This window comes from Cellulophaga sp. L1A9 (assembly GCF_009797025.1).
Taxonomy (GTDB): Bacteria; Bacteroidota; Bacteroidia; order Flavobacteriales; family Flavobacteriaceae; genus Cellulophaga.
In genome coordinates this window covers 2,676,294-2,697,750 of record NZ_CP047027.1, presented here as the reverse complement: position 1 = coordinate 2,697,750, position 21,457 = coordinate 2,676,294, and the positions used below count along the sequence as shown (strand labels likewise).

The following is a 21,457-nucleotide window of genomic DNA, read 5'->3' as shown; positions in this document are numbered from 1 at the left end:
CTTGTTCTATTTTTTATTAAGTGGTATTCCGTTTAATATTTCTTTTATTCTATTGGTACTATTCATTTCATTGTAAATACCTTCAAAATCATCTTCCAAAAGCATTTGCTTAAAGGCTTTCAAATTTTGTATGTACTCTTCTAATGTCTCAACAACATTAGCTTTATTATGTTTAAAAATCGGCGTCCACATTGCCGGTGAACTTTTTGCTAAGCGGACCGTACTTTCAAATCCACTGCCTGCCATATCAAATATATCTCGCTCGTTTTTCTCTTTCTCTATTACCGTTTTTCCCAGCATAAAAGAACTGATATGCGACAAATGTGATACATAGGCAATATGCTTATCATGCGCTTCCGGATTCATATATCGAATTCGCATTCCCAATTGCTGAAAAATAGCCAATGCTCTTTCTTGCAATTTGAAGGCTGTCTTTTCAACCTCGCAAATTATATTTGTTTTCCCACGATACAAATCATTAATTGCTGCCGATGGTCCAGAAAACTCAGTTCCAGCTATAGGATGACATGCTAAAAAATTTCTTCTTTTAGGATGTGATGCTACAGCATTACAAATTAACGCTTTTGTAGAGCCTGCATCCAACACAACTGCGTCATCATTTACGACATCCAACACTTTAGGAAGCTCCAAAACCATAACGTCTACAGGCACTGAGACGATTACGATATCCGCTATTGACAAATCATCATAAGTGGCTTTTTTATCAATTAAATGGATTGCCAAAGCTTCTTCGATATGTTTTTCGTTAGTATCGATACCATAAATGACTGCATCAGGATTATCTGCTTTTATATCCTTAGCCATTGATCCACCTATTAATCCGATACCTACAACAAATACATTCATTTTATTCTGATCACTATTTTATTTCGCTCTTACCTTAAAACCGACTAATTGCTTCTTTTATTTTATCCTCAGTTACACAAAGTGAAAAACGAATATACCCTTCTCCATTGCTCCCAAAAATAGTTCCTGGGGTGATGAAAATATTTTTCTTATAAAGTATATCATCAATAAACTCCTCTGCAGAAACTGCTCCTACCGGTAATTTTGCCCAAACGAACATGCCCACCGCATTTTCATCATACGTACACCCTAGCTTATCTGCTAACTGTAACATTAAACGCTTGCGTTTTTCATAAACCTTATTCAATCCATCAAACCAATCTTGACTACTTTTCAATGCTGCTATAGCTCCTTTTTGTATGCCGTAAAACATACCAGAATCCATATTACTTTTCACTTTTAAAACAGCACTAATATGCGCCTCACTCCCTAGAACTACACCTACACGCCATCCAGCCATGTTAAAGGTTTTACTTAAAGAGTTTAGTTCTAAAGCCACATCTTTTGCCCCAGCTATATTTAGAATACTTTCTGGAGTATCATTTAAAACAAAACTATACGGATTATCATTTACCAATAAAATATCATTGTGCTTAGCAAAAGCAACCAGTGCTTCAAATTGTTCTTTGGCAGCTGAAGCCCCTGTAGGCATATGCGGATAAGATACCCACATTACTTTTACTTTAGATAAATCTTGTTTCGCTAAGGCTTCTAAATTTGGAAACCATTTAGAAGCAGCAGTTAAATCATAATATTTTGGCACCGCTCCTACTAACTTAGTCACCGATGTATAGGTAGGATACCCAGGATTTGGTATCAATGCCTCATCTCCAGGATTCAAAAATGCCATGCTAATATGCATGATTCCTTCTTTAGAACCCATTAAAGGAAGTACTTCTGTTGAAGGATTAACTATAACACCGTAGTACTTATTATAAAAATTAACAATAGCCTCACGAAATTCTGGCAATCCTTGGTAACTCTGGTATTGATGTGCACCATCATCCGTTACAGCTTCTTGTATTGCTTTTATGACCTCATTTGAAGGTGTTAAATCTGGACTACCAATGCCCATATTGATAATTGGCTTTCCCTCTGCCATTAATCCCCGAACTTCTCTAAGTTTTTTTGAGAAGTAGTATTCTTCTACGGTATTCAGCCGATCTGCAGTTGTGATCATACTCTAGCGTTTTTGTATTCCCCTAATATTTTAAATTCTTCCGTCATTATCTCTAAAAGCGATTTTGCCTTCGTAAAATCCTGATATCCATCAAAAGTGACGTCCACAAAAAATGCATATTTCCATGGGCGCTCAATAACTGGCAAGGATTGTATTTTGGTTAAATTTAAATTACAATCACTCATCACATTTAACAACGCCGCTAAGCTACCACGTTTATGATCTGCAATAAAACGAATAGAAGCTTTATTAATTTCTTCTGGTGGTAATGCTTTAATTTCTTTATTTAAAATTAAAAAGCGTGTAGAGTTATTTGTAATGGTTTGAATTTCATTCGCTATAATTTCCAAATCATATAACTCCGCTGCGGCTTTAGGAGCAATTGCAGCGATATTCATTAATTTTTTTTCTTGAATTTGCTGCGCAGTTTCTGCTGTATCTACCGCTTCTACCAATTTAATATGTGAGTAGGATTTTAAAAAATCTTTACACTGCAACAGGGCCATAGGATGAGAATGCACTTCCTTGATATCTTCAATTTTCTGACCTGGCAAGACCATTAAATGATGATGAATATTTAAAAAATGCTCTCCAATAACATGTAAGTTGTTATGATGAATTAATGCGTAATTTGGAATAATAGAACCTGCAATAGAATTCTCTATGGCCATAACAGCCTGATCTGCTCTTCCTGATAAGGTTTGACACACCAACTCGTCAAAAGACATGCATTCTACCAATTCAATATTCTCACCAAAGTAATCCTTAGCCACTTGATGGTGGTTAGAACCTTTTACTCCTTGTATGGCTATTTTTAATTTCATACCTAAACTCCTAATTATTTACACATTACAATACCCCCTGACAACTCAAAAAAAATCAAAAAAAAAGCCCCGTTATATACGGGACTTTTTTGAAATATATATTTTGAAATATACTACAACAGTCCCGCACCTCTCTTAAAAAAGAAGTAAAAAAAGAAACCGTTCCAGAAATATTGTTTTGTCATAATTGTAATAAACTTTGGCTAAAGTAATACTTATATTCAAAAATCAAAATATAGTAGGTTCTTTTTTTTAATCTTTTATTTTTTAAAACAATAAGTACCGATACTGTGAGATTATACCCCTTTTGTTATGAATAAATGATATCTAGAAAAGCAATAGTACTCTTTTCTTAACCTAGTGGCGGTTGTGAAGATTCTAAAATCTCATGAATTACCTCATCTAAGACTTCCTGAACATTAGGATTGGTGCAATTAATTAGAATAGAAATAACTATGCTCTGCTCTGGATATACAAAAAAATTAGAGTAGCCTCCTACACCATTACCGATATGGCCATAATAAGATCTTCCCTTAGCATCTTGACTCACTTGCCATCCCAAACCGTAATACGTTAGTTCTTCATGAAGCGACTCACTAGTTATAAATTGTTCTAAAATAGTGTCATCTAACACTTTCTTATCTAAATAAGCTTGCCCTAACTTAGTAATATCTGTTGCCGTTGCTAAATACCCACCCCCTGCTAACTTATAATAATTATTAGCAGCTACTGCAGGTTTAAAGCCTATGGCACGCTTAGAATAAAAAGTGGTAAGCGCTAATTCATTCGTTTCAATCCGATCTATTCCGGAAGGATCTGCAGGGAAAATACTTTTAAGCCCAAGAGGTTGCAATACCTTTTTAAAAACATAATCCTCAAATGGTATTCCGCTGGCTTCTTGCATCGCCAATGAAATTAATACCCAATCGTAACTATTGTAATGATATCCTGTTCCTGGCTCAAAAAGTAAATCTGAATCTTTAAACACCGCAATACTTTCTTTAATAGAATGGGGTTTATTCAAGGCATATTCTTTCCCTAAATACCCTCTAATGCCTGCCGTATGGCTCGCTAGTTGACGGATTGTAAAATCCCATTTCTTTTTTGGATAATAGGGTACATACTTATAAAATGATGCATCTAAATCTATACCCCCTTCTGAAACCATATGCGCTAGAGCAGTTGCCGCGATAGGTTTAGAAACACTCGCAATCCTAAAAACCGACGTTTTAGGTTGTATTCTTATCTTTTCTTCAAGATCTGCAAACCCGTATCCCTTTTGAAAAAATACCACTCCATTTTTCAATACAGAAATGGCTAAACCTGGAACTTTTTGGGAAGCAATTAACGTAGACAGCAAATCATCTGCTTTAGCCAAACCTCGTACCTGAACATCATCTCCAACCACACGCTTGAAAGCAAAAAAATCTTTAAAATAAGATAGTAAAGGCTTTTTCAATATTAGTTTCTATAAATAAGTTCCCCTTTATACAATTCCTCAACTTCAACAACCGCTGGTTTGCTATAACTTATAACATCACCAGTACTTAGTAATTTTCCTTTTAAGGATTCTTGCGGATTTACCAACATATCATTAGACCCTCTATGGTTTATATTGACATTGTTTGCTATTAAATTTTCTGCCTCTAATCTAGAGTCTCCTGCGGCAAAGACCACGCTTAAATTATTTGTAACCCCAGAAACCTTAAAAAATGCAATACCGTTAGAAACAATATTAACCGAAGTATTATTCACTTCAATATCAAATTCGCCATCTGTAGTTTCGGCTTCCGGTACACCAAAACTTTCGGACAATAACGATAATGATGGGTATTCTAATGCCCCATCACTTTTAATTAAGAAGCCTGTACTACTTCTAATCTCAGAAATATTTGGTGAAGAAACATACAGTGTGGTTAGTCCATAATCGCGCACTAGATTACAGCTGTTATCATTATACGCCACTAATCTGTTATCAATTACTTCTACACGAATATCATTAATTAAATTCTCACCGGTTTCTAAAACAACCTTTTGTTCATCAGCCTGTTTGATTACTAATTTTACCCCTTCAAAAATAGTTATTTGAGAAAAATCTTCTAAAGACAATTCCTCCTGAATGATATCTCCTGATTTTTGGAAACAATCCGATGCGTTTTCACTATTACACCCTAATAGCAGTGAAAATACCAAAAACAATATGCTATACTTTTTTATCATTTAATTTTCTATAATCGAATCCCAATACCAAATTCTACCGCTTCGGCCTTTGCTCCGTGTGACTTTAAACTTAAAACACCATACATCTTATCTCCAAAATAGCGCTTTAAACCCATTCTATTATACATTCTTCCTTCAAAATCAAAAGGATAATACACGTAATATCCTAACTGACTGATGACAGACATTTTATTGATAAACAATTCATGCCCAATAAAAACACCTACACGCCTATAATCATCGTCAGCATTCACATTATTCTCAGGGAAAGCAATGGACTGGTATTTAATAAGCTCTTTTAAAAATTTAGAAAAATATACATCTGCCCCTACTTGAATGGCGCTTAGATCTGACACACGTTTATCTGCATAGCCAGAAAAAATATAAAACGGATACTGACCTAAATTAATAACATCACTCTCATTAACTCCTGTTCTAAAGGCTAAATTATACTTTAAAGGTTCTGTTATTTTTTGTTTTTCCCCTTTCAAATACGGTTCCTCTTCTCCTGCATATAAATCATAGGTGATCCCCGCATTTAAAGCAAAAGTATTGGTAGAAGTATTGGGTGCTTTTACATTCGCATTAGAATAATGCATTACTGAAAATCCCGCTTTGAAACCAACACCTTTTACAATATTTTCCTTATGAAAATTCAACATTAGATACGTAGTACTCAAAAACTGAGAACCGAAAGCATTGTTTCTAAAATTAGTCTCTTTATCATACGGATTGGTCATATATGCTAATCCTTGACCAATTCTAAATTGCAAATTGCGATTTAAAAAATAGAAATTATAATGCGCATAGGCAGCATAACTTTTCCCTAAGGTCTCATTATTATAATCCTGATAAATAAACGAATATCCTAGATCCGGATAATTATAACGTTGTTGCCAGTATTCTTCTCCGTAAGTTTTACGGTTTAGACTAAGAATAACACCTCCGGGATGCGAATCTATGAGGTGCGTAATGTCTGGATTATGCCGTAATATTGTACCGTAAAACTGACTAGCATCTAGTGTATATTTTTTATTCTCCTCTACATTTTGAGCATAGCACCCTAGAGTTAAAAAAATAAAGTAAACAGAAAATTTTAATTTCATTGGTTGGTATAATGGGTTCAAATGTAAGAATTCACTTTAAACCCATAGCTAATTTAAAGCGTATAATTAAAAAACTTCTTTTGCTATCGCTCTTATATTATTAGATTTTCCCATAGAATAATAATGCAAAACAGGAATCCCAGCAGCTTTTAATTCTTTTGATTGTTGAATTGCCCATTCCACTCCAACTTGTCTTACCTCAGCATTATTTTTACAAGCTTCAACAGCCTCTACTAAATCGTGTGGTAAATCTAAACTGAATATTTGTGGCAATAATTGCAAATGACGCTTCACAGCTATTGGTTTAATCCCTGGAATAATAGGTACGTTGATCCCAATTTCTCTTGCCGCTTCTACAAATTGAAAGTACTTCTGATTATCAAAAAACATTTGTGTTACTACATAATCTGCACCAGCATCTACCTTTTGTTTTAATCTAATTAAATCCGATTTAAAAGATGGAGCCTCTAGATGCTTCTCTGGATATCCTGCAACACCAATACAAAAATTAGACCTGTCTTCTCCCTGCACATCATCATGAAGGTACCGTCCTTGGTTTAGGTTCTGGATCTGACTTACCAGTTCTGAAGCAAAGCAATTTCCGTCTTCCGTAGGCTTAAAATATTTCTCCTCTTTCATGGCATCACCACGCAAGGCCATCACATTATCAATCCCTAAATAATGACAATCAATTAACATATACTCCGTTTCTGCTTTGGTAAAACCGCCACAAATTACATGCGGAATAGTATCTACATCAAACTTATGTTTTATAGACGCACAAATACCAACTGTACCCGGTCGCATACGTGTAATTTTCTTATCGTAAAGTCCGGCTTTATCCACATAAATATATTCTTCCCTTGAGGTGGTCACATCAATAAATGGAGGATTAAATTCCATCAAAGGCTCAATATTAGCATATAATTCTTGAATACTATTCCCTTTTACTGGTGGAACAATTTCGAATGAAAACAAGGTGTTTCCTTTGGCATTTTTTATGTGGTCTGTTACTTTCATAATCCCCTCCTGTCCTCCCCAAAGGGGACTTCACTTTTAATATTAATATTCTTAATCTGGGCGTTTTAACAGGCTATCCGCTGTATCTTTTCTTGCATTTTCAAGCAAAAAAGGATGCCGCTTCTATCCTTAACGCAGCTTATCTCAAGCTTAACAATTTTTCTTTTACCGCAGTATAATCTTCTTCATATTCCCAATAGATCCAACGTCCATCTACATAATCCGTCAAGATATATTTCTCGCTTAACGATTTTATTCTGTTTACCGCCACCAGCTTTTTGGCAAAACCTTGAACCGTACAATGTGCTTCTATTTCCGTATTATTTTCATCATACCCATGACTAATCATAAAACTACCTAAGCTAAGTTCTATAAAATTTTCCATGCTAATCGTCTGCTATATTTGTTGCCAACCAACGTGAAGCATCTTCTAAAGGAATTCCCTTCCTTTTCGCGAAATCTGCCACTTGGTCTTCTTTTATTTTTCCAAGGCCAAAATAACGTGCTTCAGGATTAGCAAAATAATAACCACTAACGCTTGATGCTGGCCACATAGCTAAACTCTCCGTTAATTTTACTCCTATTTTATTTTCCACATCAAGCAATTCCCAAATGGTTAATTTCTCTAAGTGATCTGGACAAGCAGGATACCCAGGAGCAGGACGAATCCCTTTGTAAGTTTCATTAATTAAATCTTCGTTACTTAAAGTTTCATCTGAGGCATAACCCCAATGTTTTATTCGCACTTCTTTATGCAAGTATTCCGCATAGGCTTCTGCCAAACGATCTGCTAATGCTTTTACCAAAATGGAATTATAATCGTCTAGGTTATCTTTATAGGCATCTGCCATTTCATCAGCTCCAAAACCTGTGCTTACACAAAAGCAACCCATATAATCTTGTATTCCTGAATCTTTAGGGGCTATAAAATCGGCCAAAGCATAATCAGGCACCCCTTCTCTTCGTTTTAATTGCTGACGAAGGGTTCTAAAAATCCTCCTCTGCGCTTCGGGCATCTCCTCCGAAGGAGAAGAAGAAACAACTTCAATATCATCATCGTTGATAGAATTAACAGGAAATAATCCGAAGATACCTTTTGCTGTTAGGCGTTTTTCTGAGAATATTTTTTTCAACATCTTCTGAGCATCTGCAAAAAGCTCTACTGCTTGTTCACCTACCACATCATCTGTTAATATATCTGGGTACTTACCATGCAGTTCCCATCCTCTAAAAAATGGAGACCAATCTATAAAAGGTTCTAATTTCTCTAACGCTACTTCTTCAAAAACCTGAATTCCCAATTGATTAGGCTTTGTGATTTTAGCAGTCTCCCATGCTATTTGAAACTTATTTTCACGGGCCTGAGCTATGGTTTTATATTCTTTCTTTTTTGTTCTGCTTAAAAACTTATCTCTGAATGATTCGTAATCAAGTTTTATATCTTGTTTATAATTAGATGCTGTTTCTTTCTTCAATAAATCTCCTACAACCGTAACTGCTCTAGAAGCATCGTTTACATGAACCACTGCTTGGCTATATTGCGTATCTATTTTTACTGCAGTATGGGCCTTACTCGTTGTTGCTCCACCAATTAATAAAGGCACTTTAAAATTTTGGCGTTCCATTTCTTTCGCTAGAAAAACCATTTCATCTAAAGACGGAGTTATCAATCCGCTTAAACCAATAATATCAACATCATGTTCTATAGCTGCATTGATAATTTTTTCTGGCGGCACCATAACCCCCAAATCAACAATCTCGTAATTATTGCAGGCTAGAACTACACTTACAATATTTTTTCCAATATCATGAACATCTCCTTTTACGGTGGCCATTAATATTTTTCCAGCTCCTTTATCGTCTCCCTCTTGCGGGTTTAGTAGTTTTTCTTCTTCAATATACGGCAGTAAATAAGCCACTGCTTTTTTCATTACTCGGGCAGATTTTACTACTTGTGGTAAAAACATTTTTCCGCTCCCGAATAAATCTCCAACAACATTCATTCCTGTCATTAAATTTCCTTCAATAACCTCAATAGGCTTATCGGCAGCTACACGAGCTTCTTCTATATCTTCAAGAATATATTGATCAATACCTTTTACCAAAGCACGCGTAATTCTATTTTGCAAAGGTTCTTCCCTCCAAGATAAATCTACTTTACTTTCTTTTGCCGTACCTACTACGGTTTCTGCAAAATCTAAAAGCCGCTCTGTAGCATCATCTCTTTTATTAAGAATAACATCTTCTACCCGTTCTAATAGATCTTTAGGGATATCATCATAAACACCCAATAAACTAGGATTTACAATCCCCATATTCATCCCTGCCTGGATCGCATGGTATAAAAACACCGAGTGCATAGCTTCACGAACAGGATCGTTACCTCTAAAACTAAAGGAAACGTTACTTACCCCACCACTCACACTACAATGAGGCAGGTTTTCTCGCACCCATTTTGTAGCCTTTATAAAATCGATAGCATTCAATTTATGCTCATCCATTCCTGTGGCTACGGGAAATATATTTAAATCGAAAATGATATCTTCAGGCGCGAAATTTACTTCATTTACCAGAATATCATAAGAACGTTTTGAAATCTCTAATCTGCGTTCGTAGTTATCTGCCTGACCAGTTTCATCAAAAGCCATGACGATAACTGCGGCACCATACCGCTTAATTAATTTTGCATGATGTTTAAACTGCTCTTCTCCTTCTTTAAGACTAATGGAGTTCACCACACATTTACCTTGTACTACTTGTAAACCCGCCTCAATAATCTCCCATTTAGAGCTATCAATCATGATAGGCACTCTAGAAATATCTGGCTCTGCTATCACTAAATTTAAAAACTTAACCATGGCTTCTTTACCATCGATAAGTCCGTCATCCATATTAATATCAATGATCTGCGCACCACCATCTACCTGATCACGAGCCACACTTAAAGCCTCTTCAAATTTCTCCTCTTTAATTAATCGAAGGAATTTTTTTGAACCTGCTACGTTTGTACGCTCACCAACATTTACAAAATTTGTATTTTCCGAAAGCACTAAAGGCTCTAAACCTGAAAGCTTCAGGTACCGTTTTGGTTGTCGATTGTTAGTTGATGGTTGTTTGCTCTCTTCTATCATAATTACAACCCTTTGTAATATTTTATAAATCCGTTTAATAGCTTTTTACTGCTACAAATCTGATTCATTTTTATTTAAAAATTATCTTCCTCTATATATTCTTGATCCAGCGCTAAAAACACAACAATCAATTATTGACCTGCAACAATTCTAGGTTTTATATCTTTCACTACATTAGCAATAGCAGAAATATGTTCGGGTGTGGTACCACAACAACCCCCAACTATATTTACTAGGTTCTTTTCTACATATTCTTTTATTTGCGAGGCCATTTGCGCTGGCGTTTCATCATACTCACCAAAAGCATTCGGCAAACCTGCATTTGGATGTGCAGATACCGCAAAACCTGTTTTAGCAGATAACACTTCTAAATGTGGCACAAGCTGACTGGCTCCTAAAGCACAATTAAAGCCTACTGATAAAATTGGAATATGTGAAATAGAAATTAAAAAAGCTTCTGCTGTTTGGCCTGATAAAGTTCTACCAGAGGCATCTGTAATAGTACCACTGACCATGATAGGAATATCAATACCGCGTTCATCTTTCACTTCTTCAATTGCAAATAGGGCTGCTTTCGCATTTAGGGTATCAAAAATGGTTTCTACCATTAGTAAATCAGAACCACCATCAATCAAAGCCTCAACCTGTTGCTTGTACGCTATTCTTAATTCATCAAATGATACCGCTCTATATCCTGGATCGTTTACATCTGGAGACATACTTGCCGTTTTGTTTGTTGGTCCAATACTGCCTACTACAAAACGAGGCTTATGTGGCTCTTTTGCTGTAAACTCATCAGCTACTTGCTTTGCAATCTTTGCAGATTCATAATTTAATTCATACACCAAGTCTTCCATATAATAATCTGCCATGGCGATTGTTGTACTCGAGAATGTATTGGTTTCAACAATATCTGCTCCTGCGGCAAAATATTGGCGGTGAACATCTGCAATTGCTTCTGGTTGCGTTAATGACAACAAATCATTATTACCCTGTAATGGGTGTTCCCAATCTTTAAAACGCTCCCCTCTAAAATCTTCTTCTGTGAATTTATGACGCTGAAGCATAGTCCCCATAGCTCCATCTAGCACTAAGATTCTCTCTTTAAGTATCTCTTTTATGTTCTTCATTTCTCTTTTCTAAAAAACTGCTCTGCATTAGTGATAGCAGCGACATCCTTTTTTACTTACGCAAGTAAAAAAGATATAGCGGATAGCACGGTCATTTGCCTTTTTTTTTGCAAATGAAATGCTCTAATATTAAAATATCAAGTAAAGTAAAAACTAAGACGAAATGTTTCGCTTTTGTTATCTATTTCAAAAATGAATCTACTTTTGAATAGAACTTAGCACCTTCTTTTTAAGTAAATCTACTTTCAAAAGGGTTGCCAAGGCTTCATAGGGTCTAGTCCCTCCACCTTTCTTGATAACTATTTTTCAATGTTGCAATGAACTGTTTGAATTGATTACAAAGAAACACCACATCACAATTAAAACCAAATAAACTAAACAATAAAAGCCTTCTAACAGTAAAGTAAGAAGGCTTTTAATATATGAAAAGGTTTAAAATTTAAGAGATACTTTGTATCACTTCTTTTTTGGCTTCTTTTTTAGTACCGTCAAATCCTTCTACACCACCAACAGTAGTATATTTCATGACATAACGTTTTCCTGGATTGACAATTTGATATGCGAATTGACACATAACAGCTGCCTCATGGAATCCTGAAAGAATTAATTTCAATTTACCTTCGTAGGTGTTTACATCGCCAATAGCAAAAACTCCTGGGATATTTGTTTGATAATCTTTAGCGTTATTTACTTTGATTGCATTTTTATGAATTTCCAAGCCCCAATCGCCTATAGGACCTAATTTTGGAGAAAGACCAAATAATGGAATAAAATTATCTACCTCTAAATTGGTTTCTCCTTTTTCCTTATCGTTATGTTTGATTATTACAGATTCAATTTTACCATCTCCAGCAACACCAATAACCTCAGCTTCTGTAAATAATTTAATTTTACCAAGCTTTGCTAATTCTGATGCTTTTTCTACTGAATCTAACGCACCTCTAAATTCATTTCTTCTGTGTACTAAAGAAACTTCTGATGCAACATCTGCTAAGAAAATAGCCCAATCTAAAGCAGAATCTCCACCGCCAGCAATCACTACCTTTTTACCACGATATACTTCTGGATCTTTAATAAAGTAATTTACTCCTTTATCTTCAAAGTCGATAATATTTGGAATCAAAGGCTTCCTTGGTTCAAAAGAACCTAAACCACCCGCAATAACTACTACAGGGGCATGGTGCTTCGTACCTTTGTTCGTGGTTACAATAAAAGAACCATCTTCTTGCTTATCTAAGGTTTCTGCACGTTCACCTAGCGTATAACCCGCCTCAAAAGGTTTAATTTGCTCCATAAGATTATCTACCAATGTTCCTGCTAAAATTTCTGGAAAAGCTGGAATATCGTAAATTGGTTTCTTTGGATATATCTCTGAACACTGCCCGCCTGTTTGTGGCAATGCATCAATTAAATGGCATTTTAATTTTAATAATCCTGCTTCAAAAACGGTGAACAAGCCTGTAGGTCCTGCTCCAATAATTAAAATATCTGTTTTTATCATCTCTCTACTAATTCAAAAAATTCTTGTGTTGAAATACCTCTAAAATACTACTGCAAATTTACGACAGTAAAATAAATTAATCATGCACTTCGCTTACTTGTTTATACGATTCTATTGCACTTGAAAGCGCTTTTCTATGGTTAACTACTGCCCCAATTATTATAATTGCCGGATTTGCTAATTGTTGTTTATCGACTTCTGATTGAATAGTCGAAATAGTTGCTATTCCTATCTTTTCATCTTCTCTTGTACCATTCTGGATGATAGCGATTGGCGTTTCTGCCTTTCCTTCTTTCTCAAACAAAGCTACTATTGCGGGTAATTTTGACATTCCCATTAAGATCACTACGGTAGCATTTGATTTGGCTGCCAAAGCTACATCTGAAGAAAGCTTATGCTCTTTTGTAGTCCCTGTAATGACCCAAAAACTTTCTGCAGCTCCTCTTTTCGTTACTGGAATGTTTTGAGATGCCGGTACCGCCACAGCTGACGATATACCCGGAACCATAGCTACCTTTAAACCATGGGTTGCCGCATATTCCATTTCTTCTGCACCACGACCAAAAATAAAAGGATCTCCTCCTTTTAAACGAACGACATGTTGTGATTGACCACGTTGCACGATAAGCTCATTGATCTGCTCTTGTTGATACGCGTAACACCCTTTGCGCTTCCCTACAAAGATGAGCTCTGCATTTTCTGCATAGCCTAACAATTCAGGATTCACCAGGGCATCATACAAAACAACATCTGCTGCCTGCAATGCTTTTATAGCCTTCAGCGTAATTAAATCCGGATCGCCAGGACCCGCACCAATTACTGTAAGCAAACCCAAGTTGCTAGCATTAGTATGTTTTGTATTCTTAATCATGATTAATTTACTTTTGCTAGTTCAGCATTTCTATACTCTTGAACCTTTCCTAAAAATACTTTCGTATCCTTTAAGTAGTCCTTAGCAAATACTTCTGTAGGTTCGTTTTTATTGATTTGAAGAATAAATTCTTCAAAACCTTTATTCAAAGCGATGGTACCATTCGCAACGAATTTTTCATCAAAATCCTTAATGATTCCCGCATGCGTATTCGTTTTCTGATTTTCTGAAGTAAGGATTGCTTTAGCGGTATTTACCATAGAAGAATAGGAGTGATAAATACTAGCGGCCCATTTCCCTTCATTAAAGGTAGTTTCTGCCGTTTGTATTTTCTCTTCACTCTCAAATAATAATGTGGCAATCAAATCAATTACTACCCCTGCACACTCACCTACTCCAATAGCTTGAATATATTCTTCAGAATTACCCCAATCGATAAAATCATCAGGCGTTAAATTTTCAACATCTGTTAAATCTTTCAAGAAATCATAGAAGTACATTTGCTCTTTTTCTGCATAGTACTCTGGAAATGATAATCCATTACCATTAGCATCAAAATCATTTAAGATCAAACGCAACGCTTCAGGACCTCTTTTACTTGGTATTTTCACTACTTTATCTGCAAACCTACCTTCACCATTACCCATATTACCACCTCCTAAAAGCACTTGTAATGCCGGAGCTACTAATTTTGATTTGGTACGCACAGACATTCCTTGAAAACCAATATTTGCCATATTATGCTGTCCACATGCATTCATACACCCACTAATTTTAATCACCACATCTGGGTTATTAATATAGTCAGGATATTCTTCCTTCATTACACGCTCTAACTCTTCTGCAATACCTGTACTACTTGCAATCCCTAAATTACAGGTATCTGTACCTGGGCAAGCGGTAATATCTATGGCCTTATTATAGCCAGCTTCTGTAAAGCCTAATTTTTTTAATTCTGAATAAAAGAAAGGAATTAGTTCTTCTTTTACATAAGGAATTACAATATTCTGACGCAGGCTTAAACGAATTTCGTCTGCTGCATATTTTTCTATTAAATCTGCTAAGGCACGTGCTTCTTTAAGATAAAAATCTCCTAATAAAACTTTTACTCCTATAGCCACATAGCCCTCTTGTTTTTGAGGAATTATGTTGGTAGATTTCCAAGCATCGAAAGCTACCTGATCCTCAATAACTACATTTGGAACAGCAACTTCTGCTATTTGAGTTTTAGGATAGGCATCTGCATCAATCGGAAATGATTTCATTGGAACCGCAGTTTGCTCTTCTTCCAATAATTTTTTGAATCCGTCTAATCCTAAATCTTTCAATAGGAATTTTAAACGTGCTTTTGCTCTACTCTTACGTTCTCCGTATCTATCAAAAACACGAACAACACCTTCCATTAAAGGAATAATTTTATCCGTTGGCAAGAAATCATACAACAACTCTGCATGACGGGGTTGTGATCCTAAACCACCACCTAACATTACCTTAAACCCTTTTACACCCTCTTCAATTTTGGCAATAAAACCTAAATCGTGCATGTATGAAAGTCCTGTATCTGCATCACTAGAAGAGAAAGACACTTTAAACTTACGTCCAAGCTCTTGACTTATCGGGTTTCTTAAAAAATACTGAAACAAAGCATGTGCGTAAGGAGAAACATCAAAAGGCTCTTCTACATCTATACCAGCAGTTTCACTAGCCGTTACATTACGAACGGTATTACCACAAGCTTCACGAAGTGTAATATCTGATTTTTCAAGTTCTGCCCATAACTCAGGCGTTCTGTTCAAATCTACGTAGTGAATCTGAATATCTTGACGCGTAGTGATGTGCAAGCGACCGATAGAGTACTCTTCAGAAACATCAGAAATGGTTCTTAATTGCTCAGAAGAAACTTTACCATATGGCAATTTAATACGAATCATTTGTACGCCTTCTTGACGCTGACCGTAAACACCACGTGCTAAACGTAGGCTACGAAACTTTTCTTCGTCTAGTTTGCCATTATGGAACATATCAATTTTGTTTGCCAAATCGATAATATCTTTTTCTACAACTGGATTTTCTATTTCTGTTCTAAAACTTTGCATATGTCTTTCCCTCCTAACCTCCCCAAGGGAAGGAATTCTTACTCGGTTGAAATAAGAATATTGTTATTAATTTTTTATCTACCTTCTTACTTACGCCTACTTTGGTCGCCAGAAAGATTTACTGGATAAATCCAGCTCCTACGGTACTATTGGTTTTGGTATCGATGATGATAAACGAACCATTTGTTCTGTGATCTTTAAAAGCATCAAAGAAAATTGGCTTGTTTAATTTAAACGTAACCCTAGCAATATCATTCATCCCTAAACCATCAACATTCTCTTCAATTCCAGAGTAATCAGGATTTATTTTATGGTGAATTTTATCAACTTTAGCTAATACTTTATTCACACCATGTTGAATCACATATTTACCTCCAGTTTTTAATTGATCAGAATCCATCCAAGAAATATTAGCCGTAAACTGCTTATCTATTTGAGGTAAATCTCCCACCTTTACAATCATATCTCCACGACTTACATTAATCTCATCTTCTAATGTGATGGTAACCGACGAACGTCTTGATGCTGTTTGATATTTTTTATCGTAAGCGTAAATTTCTTTTATTCTTGATTTTGTTTGAGACGGTAAGGCCACAACCTCATCACCAACACTTAACTCCCCACCATAAACTTTACCTGCGAATCCTCTAAAATCATGAAAATCTTCTGTTTTAGGACGGATTACATATTGTACTGGAAAACGAGGTGTTCCTGCATTGAAAATATCTTTTCTATCTAAGTTTTCTAAATGTTCTAATAACGTCTGACCAGTATACCACGGGGTATGCTCCGATTTATTTACTACGTTATCGCCTTTTAAAGCACTCACAGGAATAAAAGTGATTTTCTGATCTTGGTAATCTCTCTTAGCCATTAATTCAGAAAAATCTGCTTTAATCTCATTGTATCTTTCTTCAGAGAAATCAACTAAATCCATCTTATTTACCGCAACAATAACATCTTTTACACGCAATAAATTATTGATAAAGAAATGACGGTTTGTTTGTTCAATAACTCCTTTACGTGCATCTATTAAAATAATAGCTGCTTGTGATGTAGAAGCTCCAGTAACCATGTTTCTCGTATACTCAACATGACCCGGAGTATCTGCTATAATGTAACTTTTCTTTGCTGTTGAAAAATAGATATGTGCGACATCAATAGTAATCCCTTGCTCACGCTCCGCTACCAATCCGTCTGTTGCTAAAGAAAAATCTAAATAATCGTATCCTTTTTGCTTACTTGTTTTTTCGATAGCCTCTAACTTATCACTAGTAAGAGATTTTGTATCGTATAGTATTCTACCAATTAAGGTACTCTTACCATCATCTACACTACCTGCTGTTGCTATTTTTAGTACTTCCATCCCATCCTAACCTTCCCAAAGAGAAGGATTTTTTTTTAATTTGTATATTCTATTATCGCTCACATTTCCCCTTCAGGGACTAAGAGGTCTCTAGAAATATCCTTGTTGTTTTCTTTTTTCCATCGCAGCCTCAGAACGCTTATCATCAATACGTGCTCCACGCTCAGAGATACTAGAATCTCTAATTTCACTGACTACTTTATCAATACTAACTGCATCAGAAAGTACTGCTGCAGTACAAGACATATCTCCTACCGTACGGAAACGCACTAAACGTTCTTGAACCACCTCATCTTCATCACGGAAAACAATATCGTCTTCAGCAGACCAAATCATTCCGTCTCTTATAAAAGTCTTACGCTGATGTGCAAAATAGATAGAAGGGATTTCAATTTCTTCTTTTTGGATGTAAGACCAAACATCTAATTCTGTCCAGTTAGAAATAGGAAAACAACGTACGTTCTGACCTAATTCTATTTGACCGTTTAACATATCAAACAATTCAGGACGTTGGCTTTTTTCATCCCATTGACCAAAATCATCACGAACAGAAAAAATACGTTCTTTAGCTCTTGCTTTTTCTTCATCTCTACGTGCACCACCGATACAAGCATCAAATTTAAATTCCTCAATAGCATCTAATAATGTGGTGGTCTGCAAAGAATTTCTACTTGCGTATCTCCCAGATTCTTCTTTTACTTTACCTTCATCAATAGAATCTTGCACATTACGAACAATAAGCTCTAAACCTAGTTCTTTTACCAATCTATCTCTAAATTCAATAGTTTCAGGAAAATTATGCCCGGTATCAATATGCATTAAAGGGAAAGGAATTTTTGCTGGCCAAAAGGCTTTCTGTGCCAAACGCACTAAGGTTATAGAATCTTTACCACCAGAGAATAATAAAACTGGCTTTTCAAATTGAGCAGCCACCTCTCTAATAATGTAAATTGCTTCGTTTTCTAATGGATTTATATCTGATGTATCTTTCATGTTACTTTTTAAGTGTCAAGGTTATTTCTGCACTGCTAAACAACCCTATTTACTACTAATTTTATGATGCTTACTTGGTTATTATATTAAGTATGCAAACCACACTCACGGTTTTCTAACACCTTGGTTGGATCAAAATATTTATGTTCGTTTGGCAATTTGTTCTCCTTTAAATACGTATCTAATTGTTCGTCTGACCAATGATAAAAAGGACTTACCTTTAAAACACCATCTTTACTTACACTAAAAATATCTAAAGAGTTACGCAACGCCGTTTGCCCTTTTCTAAGGTTGGTAAACCAAACTTCTGGTTTATGTTCTGCCATTGCTCTACCAAAAGGCTCCAATTTAACCTGCGCTGTAAAAATCGCATGGTTAGGATCCTCAATTCCTGGTATACCCATAACCGCATCTCTATGTGATGATGTTTGTTTAGGCACGTATAATTTCACATTAAGATTTAAACTTTTAATTAAATCTTCTGCATGTTTGTACGTATTTGGCGTATTGTACCCTGTATCACACCAAATAACTTTAATATCATTAGCTACAGCCGTAACTGCATGTAAAATATTCACCTCGTAAGGTCTGAAATTAGTAGTCACTACAGCATTTGAATTTTGCTTTAGCACAAATGCTACAATTTCTGCTGGACTTGCCGAAGCAAACTCAGTATTCCATTTTTGTATATCGTTTTCTGTAAAAGCCATATGCTTATTTATTTTCCCCATTTAATCTTATTCCACATTCTCTCATGGAAAAAATATAATATCATTTTCGTAAAAAGCTCCACAACACCTATTGAAAAAGCTAGTTTTAAAGTTCCTGTCACAACCCAAGAAATAATTACGGTATCTATGGTACCAATAATTCTCCAACTAATAGACTTAACGATGCTCCTTCTAGGATCCTCAGATTTGCTATCTTCCTTATACGTTGTTTTTGTATTTCCCTTATCTAAAATCAATTGATCTGCAATCATGTGATTAATTTTTCTATTACCCTATCGATTTAATAGAGTAAGCAAAAATAAAAATATTTTGCTAAGTAAGTCGGCTAAAGATTATAAAAATTACCTTTACCCTATAGTTTTAGTAGATTTTTAAAAAAAGAAGGAAATTGTTATCAATTTGATAATGAAAAAGGAGTAGTACTAAAATTAAGCTATTAAATCTGCTAAGCTTGTATTTCTATATACTTCAAGGTTACTATCCCGCACTTGTAGCATTAATTTGTGCACTCCACATGCTGCTTCATCAGGACAATCATCACATTTCTCATAGAAATTGAGACTCACACAAGGCACCATAGAAATAGGTCCTTCTAAAACGCGCATCACAGAAGCCATTTGTATTTCTGCTGGATCTTTTATTAAATAATACCCGCCACCTTTACCTTTTTTACTTCCTAAAAAGCCAGTTTTTCGTAGCGATAATAGGATTGTTTCTAAAAACTTTTGAGAGATGTTTTCAGCATTTGCTATTTCAGAAATCTGTACCGGTTGCCTATCTACTTGTTGCGCCAAGAAGGTAAGTGCCTTTAATCCGTATTTTGTCTTTTTTGATAGCATGGCTGCTAAGATAAATAAAATTAAAGAATGTTGTAATTCTAATTTAACTCCTATTAATTAAACCATTTTCACATTAAGCGACTTAAAAATAAAATTTCACTGAGAGAAAACGGTCATTCACTGAATAGCCCAAAAACAATAAAATTTAATATCCACTTTTGAGTTTGATATGAAACGAACATTAATACTTAAGAAGATGATAAAAAAAAGAAAGTATGTAAATTTTTTATTTCAAACATTGCTAGTAGCAACATTGATAACTTTTAGCGCTTGTAGCAGCGATAGTGAAACCAGCTCTTCCTCTACAGATGAAGAAACCTCTGAAGAAGAATCTATTGATACCAATTCTTATATTTTGGTAGCCGACACAAATAGCAATGGTGCTTATTTAATAAACCATGACGGAGACCAATTATTTAGCTGGGAATTTGATAGGAGTTTAGGTAATGACGTAAATCTTTTAGACGACGGTAGTTTAGTTGTTTGCCTTAAAGCCGATAATGCCGGAATAACTTTTGGGGGATATGGCGGTATGTTTAGAAAAATAAATGCTGATCAATCTATTGACTGGGAAGTTTCCTATACTTCTGGTGATGATTACATGGCTCATCATGATGTGGAATACCTATCTAATGGGAATATCATTTTTCCTGTTTGGGAAAAAGTAACCGCGAGTGAAGCCGCTGAGTTAGGCTTTTCTGAAAATAACGATATTTTCCCTGATGCCATTGTAGAAATGAATCCGTTGACGGAAGAGATTATTTGGGAATGGCATGTAACAGATCATTTAGTTCAAAACTACGATGACACAAAAGCCAACTTTGGCGTCGTAGTAGATAACCCTAATAAGGTTGACATTAATTACAATAGCAGTCAAACAAATGGAGATCTAATGCATTTTAATGGTCTTACGCTAGATGAAACTAATGATATCCTATACATTACTGTAAATAATTATAGTGAAGTTTGGGTTTTAGATCATAGCACAACTACAGAAGAAGCTAGCGCTAGTACTGGCGGAAATTATAATTTAGGAGGAGATTTAGTCTATCGTTTTGGCAACCCTCTTGCGTATGACAATGTGGGAGAGGTAACTTTAAAAAATGTACACTACCCTAATCTAATAGCAACTGGAAATATGATTGTGTATGCTAATGATATTTATGACAACCAGTCTGAAGTAGTGGAATATGAATTGAATCCTCCTTATGAACTTGTTGCTGGAGAAGATAACGAACCTGAGGTTGTGTGGAGTTTTACGGATGCCGAATTATATAGTTCAGGCCTAGGTAGTGGCGTACGCATGAGTAATGGAAACACTTTAATCGCCGAAGGGAGAGATGGTACTATTTGGGAAGTAACTGATAGTGGCGAAGTGTTATGGCAAAATACAGATTATACAACTGTTTGGAGAGCCTATGCTTACGAAATTGATGACCCCGCAGTAGTAGCTTTGGGTTTATAAACCCCAAATAAACAATTTTAAAGAGCCTCAATAATTTTAATTATTGAGGCTCTTTTAGGTCAGCCACTTTATAGTACAATACAACCTTTCTACCATCCGTGACTATTTAAGCCTATA

At 35.5% G+C, this 21,457-nt stretch carries 19 protein-coding genes and 1 riboswitch; of the genes, 1 reads left to right on the top strand and 18 read right to left on the bottom strand.

Features of this window, described 5'->3' with window-relative positions; translation table 11 throughout:
- Positions 1-6 precede the first annotated feature (6 nt).
- From GQR94_RS11685 to GQR94_RS11600, 18 genes are all read right to left on the bottom strand, one after another.
- Positions 7-867, bottom strand: coding sequence for a prephenate dehydrogenase (locus GQR94_RS11685; protein ID WP_158975669.1), 861 nt, complete (start codon positions 865-867; stop codon positions 7-9).
- Positions 868-901: 34 nt separating this feature from the next.
- Complete coding sequence (locus GQR94_RS11680; RefSeq protein WP_158975668.1) at positions 902-2,047, bottom strand: pyridoxal phosphate-dependent aminotransferase; 1,146 nt, start codon at positions 2,045-2,047, stop codon at positions 902-904.
- Positions 2,044-2,871 carry a prephenate dehydratase gene (locus GQR94_RS11675; protein WP_158975667.1) on the bottom strand — a complete coding sequence of 276 codons (828 nt, stop codon included), beginning with the start codon at positions 2,869-2,871 and terminating at the stop codon, positions 2,044-2,046. Before GQR94_RS11675 ends, GQR94_RS11680 begins: the two co-directional genes overlap by 4 nt.
- 352 nt (positions 2,872-3,223) lie before the next feature.
- Positions 3,224-4,330, bottom strand: coding sequence for a serine hydrolase (locus tag GQR94_RS11670; protein WP_158975666.1), 1,107 nt, complete (start codon positions 4,328-4,330; stop codon positions 3,224-3,226).
- Positions 4,331-4,332: 2 nt separating this feature from the next.
- Positions 4,333-5,091 (bottom strand): head GIN domain-containing protein, encoded by a 759-nt coding sequence (locus tag GQR94_RS11665; protein WP_158975665.1) that lies wholly within the window; start codon positions 5,089-5,091, stop codon positions 4,333-4,335.
- A gap of 8 nt (positions 5,092-5,099) precedes the next feature.
- Positions 5,100-6,197, bottom strand: coding sequence for an acyloxyacyl hydrolase (locus GQR94_RS11660; protein WP_158975664.1), 1,098 nt, complete (start codon positions 6,195-6,197; stop codon positions 5,100-5,102).
- Between the two features lie 66 nt (positions 6,198-6,263).
- Positions 6,264-7,217 (bottom strand): methylenetetrahydrofolate reductase [NAD(P)H], encoded by a 954-nt coding sequence (metF, locus tag GQR94_RS11655; protein ID WP_158975663.1) that lies wholly within the window; start codon positions 7,215-7,217, stop codon positions 6,264-6,266.
- Positions 7,218-7,356: 139 nt separating this feature from the next.
- A complete protein-coding gene (locus GQR94_RS11650) occupies positions 7,357-7,602 on the bottom strand; it encodes a hypothetical protein (protein WP_158975662.1) in 246 nt (81 codons plus the stop codon).
- A gap of 1 nt (position 7,603) precedes the next feature.
- Positions 7,604-10,348 (bottom strand): methionine synthase, encoded by a 2,745-nt coding sequence (gene metH, locus GQR94_RS11645; RefSeq protein ID WP_158975661.1) that lies wholly within the window; start codon positions 10,346-10,348, stop codon positions 7,604-7,606.
- 131 nt (positions 10,349-10,479) lie between these two features.
- On the bottom strand, positions 10,480-11,478 hold the full coding sequence (locus GQR94_RS11640; RefSeq protein ID WP_158975660.1) for a homocysteine S-methyltransferase family protein: 999 nt from the start codon (positions 11,476-11,478) through the stop codon (positions 10,480-10,482).
- Between the two features lie 174 nt (positions 11,479-11,652).
- Positions 11,653-11,780, bottom strand: a riboswitch (SAM riboswitch).
- Positions 11,781-11,917: 137 nt separating this feature from the next.
- A complete protein-coding gene (locus GQR94_RS11635) occupies positions 11,918-12,979 on the bottom strand; it encodes an NAD(P)/FAD-dependent oxidoreductase (protein ID WP_158975659.1) in 1,062 nt (353 codons plus the stop codon).
- Between the two features lie 76 nt (positions 12,980-13,055).
- Complete coding sequence (gene cobA / locus GQR94_RS11630; RefSeq protein WP_158975658.1) at positions 13,056-13,850, bottom strand: uroporphyrinogen-III C-methyltransferase; 795 nt, start codon at positions 13,848-13,850, stop codon at positions 13,056-13,058.
- Between the two features lie 2 nt (positions 13,851-13,852).
- A complete protein-coding gene (locus GQR94_RS11625; RefSeq protein WP_158975657.1) occupies positions 13,853-15,946 on the bottom strand; it encodes a HEPN domain-containing protein in 2,094 nt (697 codons plus the stop codon).
- A gap of 118 nt (positions 15,947-16,064) precedes the next feature.
- A complete protein-coding gene (locus GQR94_RS11620; RefSeq protein WP_158975656.1) occupies positions 16,065-17,312 on the bottom strand; it encodes a sulfate adenylyltransferase subunit 1 in 1,248 nt (415 codons plus the stop codon).
- 90 nt (positions 17,313-17,402) lie between these two features.
- Positions 17,403-18,305 (bottom strand): sulfate adenylyltransferase subunit CysD, encoded by a 903-nt coding sequence (gene cysD / locus GQR94_RS11615; RefSeq protein WP_158975655.1) that lies wholly within the window; start codon positions 18,303-18,305, stop codon positions 17,403-17,405.
- Positions 18,306-18,391: 86 nt separating this feature from the next.
- A complete protein-coding gene (locus GQR94_RS11610; protein WP_370458251.1) occupies positions 18,392-19,036 on the bottom strand; it encodes a phosphoadenosine phosphosulfate reductase family protein in 645 nt (214 codons plus the stop codon).
- A complete protein-coding gene (locus tag GQR94_RS11605) occupies positions 19,024-19,287 on the bottom strand; it encodes a DUF2061 domain-containing protein (RefSeq protein WP_158975654.1) in 264 nt (87 codons plus the stop codon). Before GQR94_RS11605 ends, GQR94_RS11610 begins: the two co-directional genes overlap by 13 nt.
- A gap of 177 nt (positions 19,288-19,464) precedes the next feature.
- Entirely contained in the window at positions 19,465-19,875 is a 411-nt protein-coding gene (locus GQR94_RS11600; protein WP_158975653.1) for an Rrf2 family transcriptional regulator, read from the bottom strand.
- A gap of 196 nt (positions 19,876-20,071) precedes the next feature.
- Between GQR94_RS11600 and GQR94_RS11595 the strand changes: the two genes are divergently transcribed.
- Complete coding sequence (locus GQR94_RS11595) at positions 20,072-21,340, top strand: arylsulfotransferase family protein (RefSeq protein ID WP_158975652.1); 1,269 nt, start codon at positions 20,072-20,074, stop codon at positions 21,338-21,340.
- Positions 21,341-21,457 lie beyond the last annotated feature (117 nt).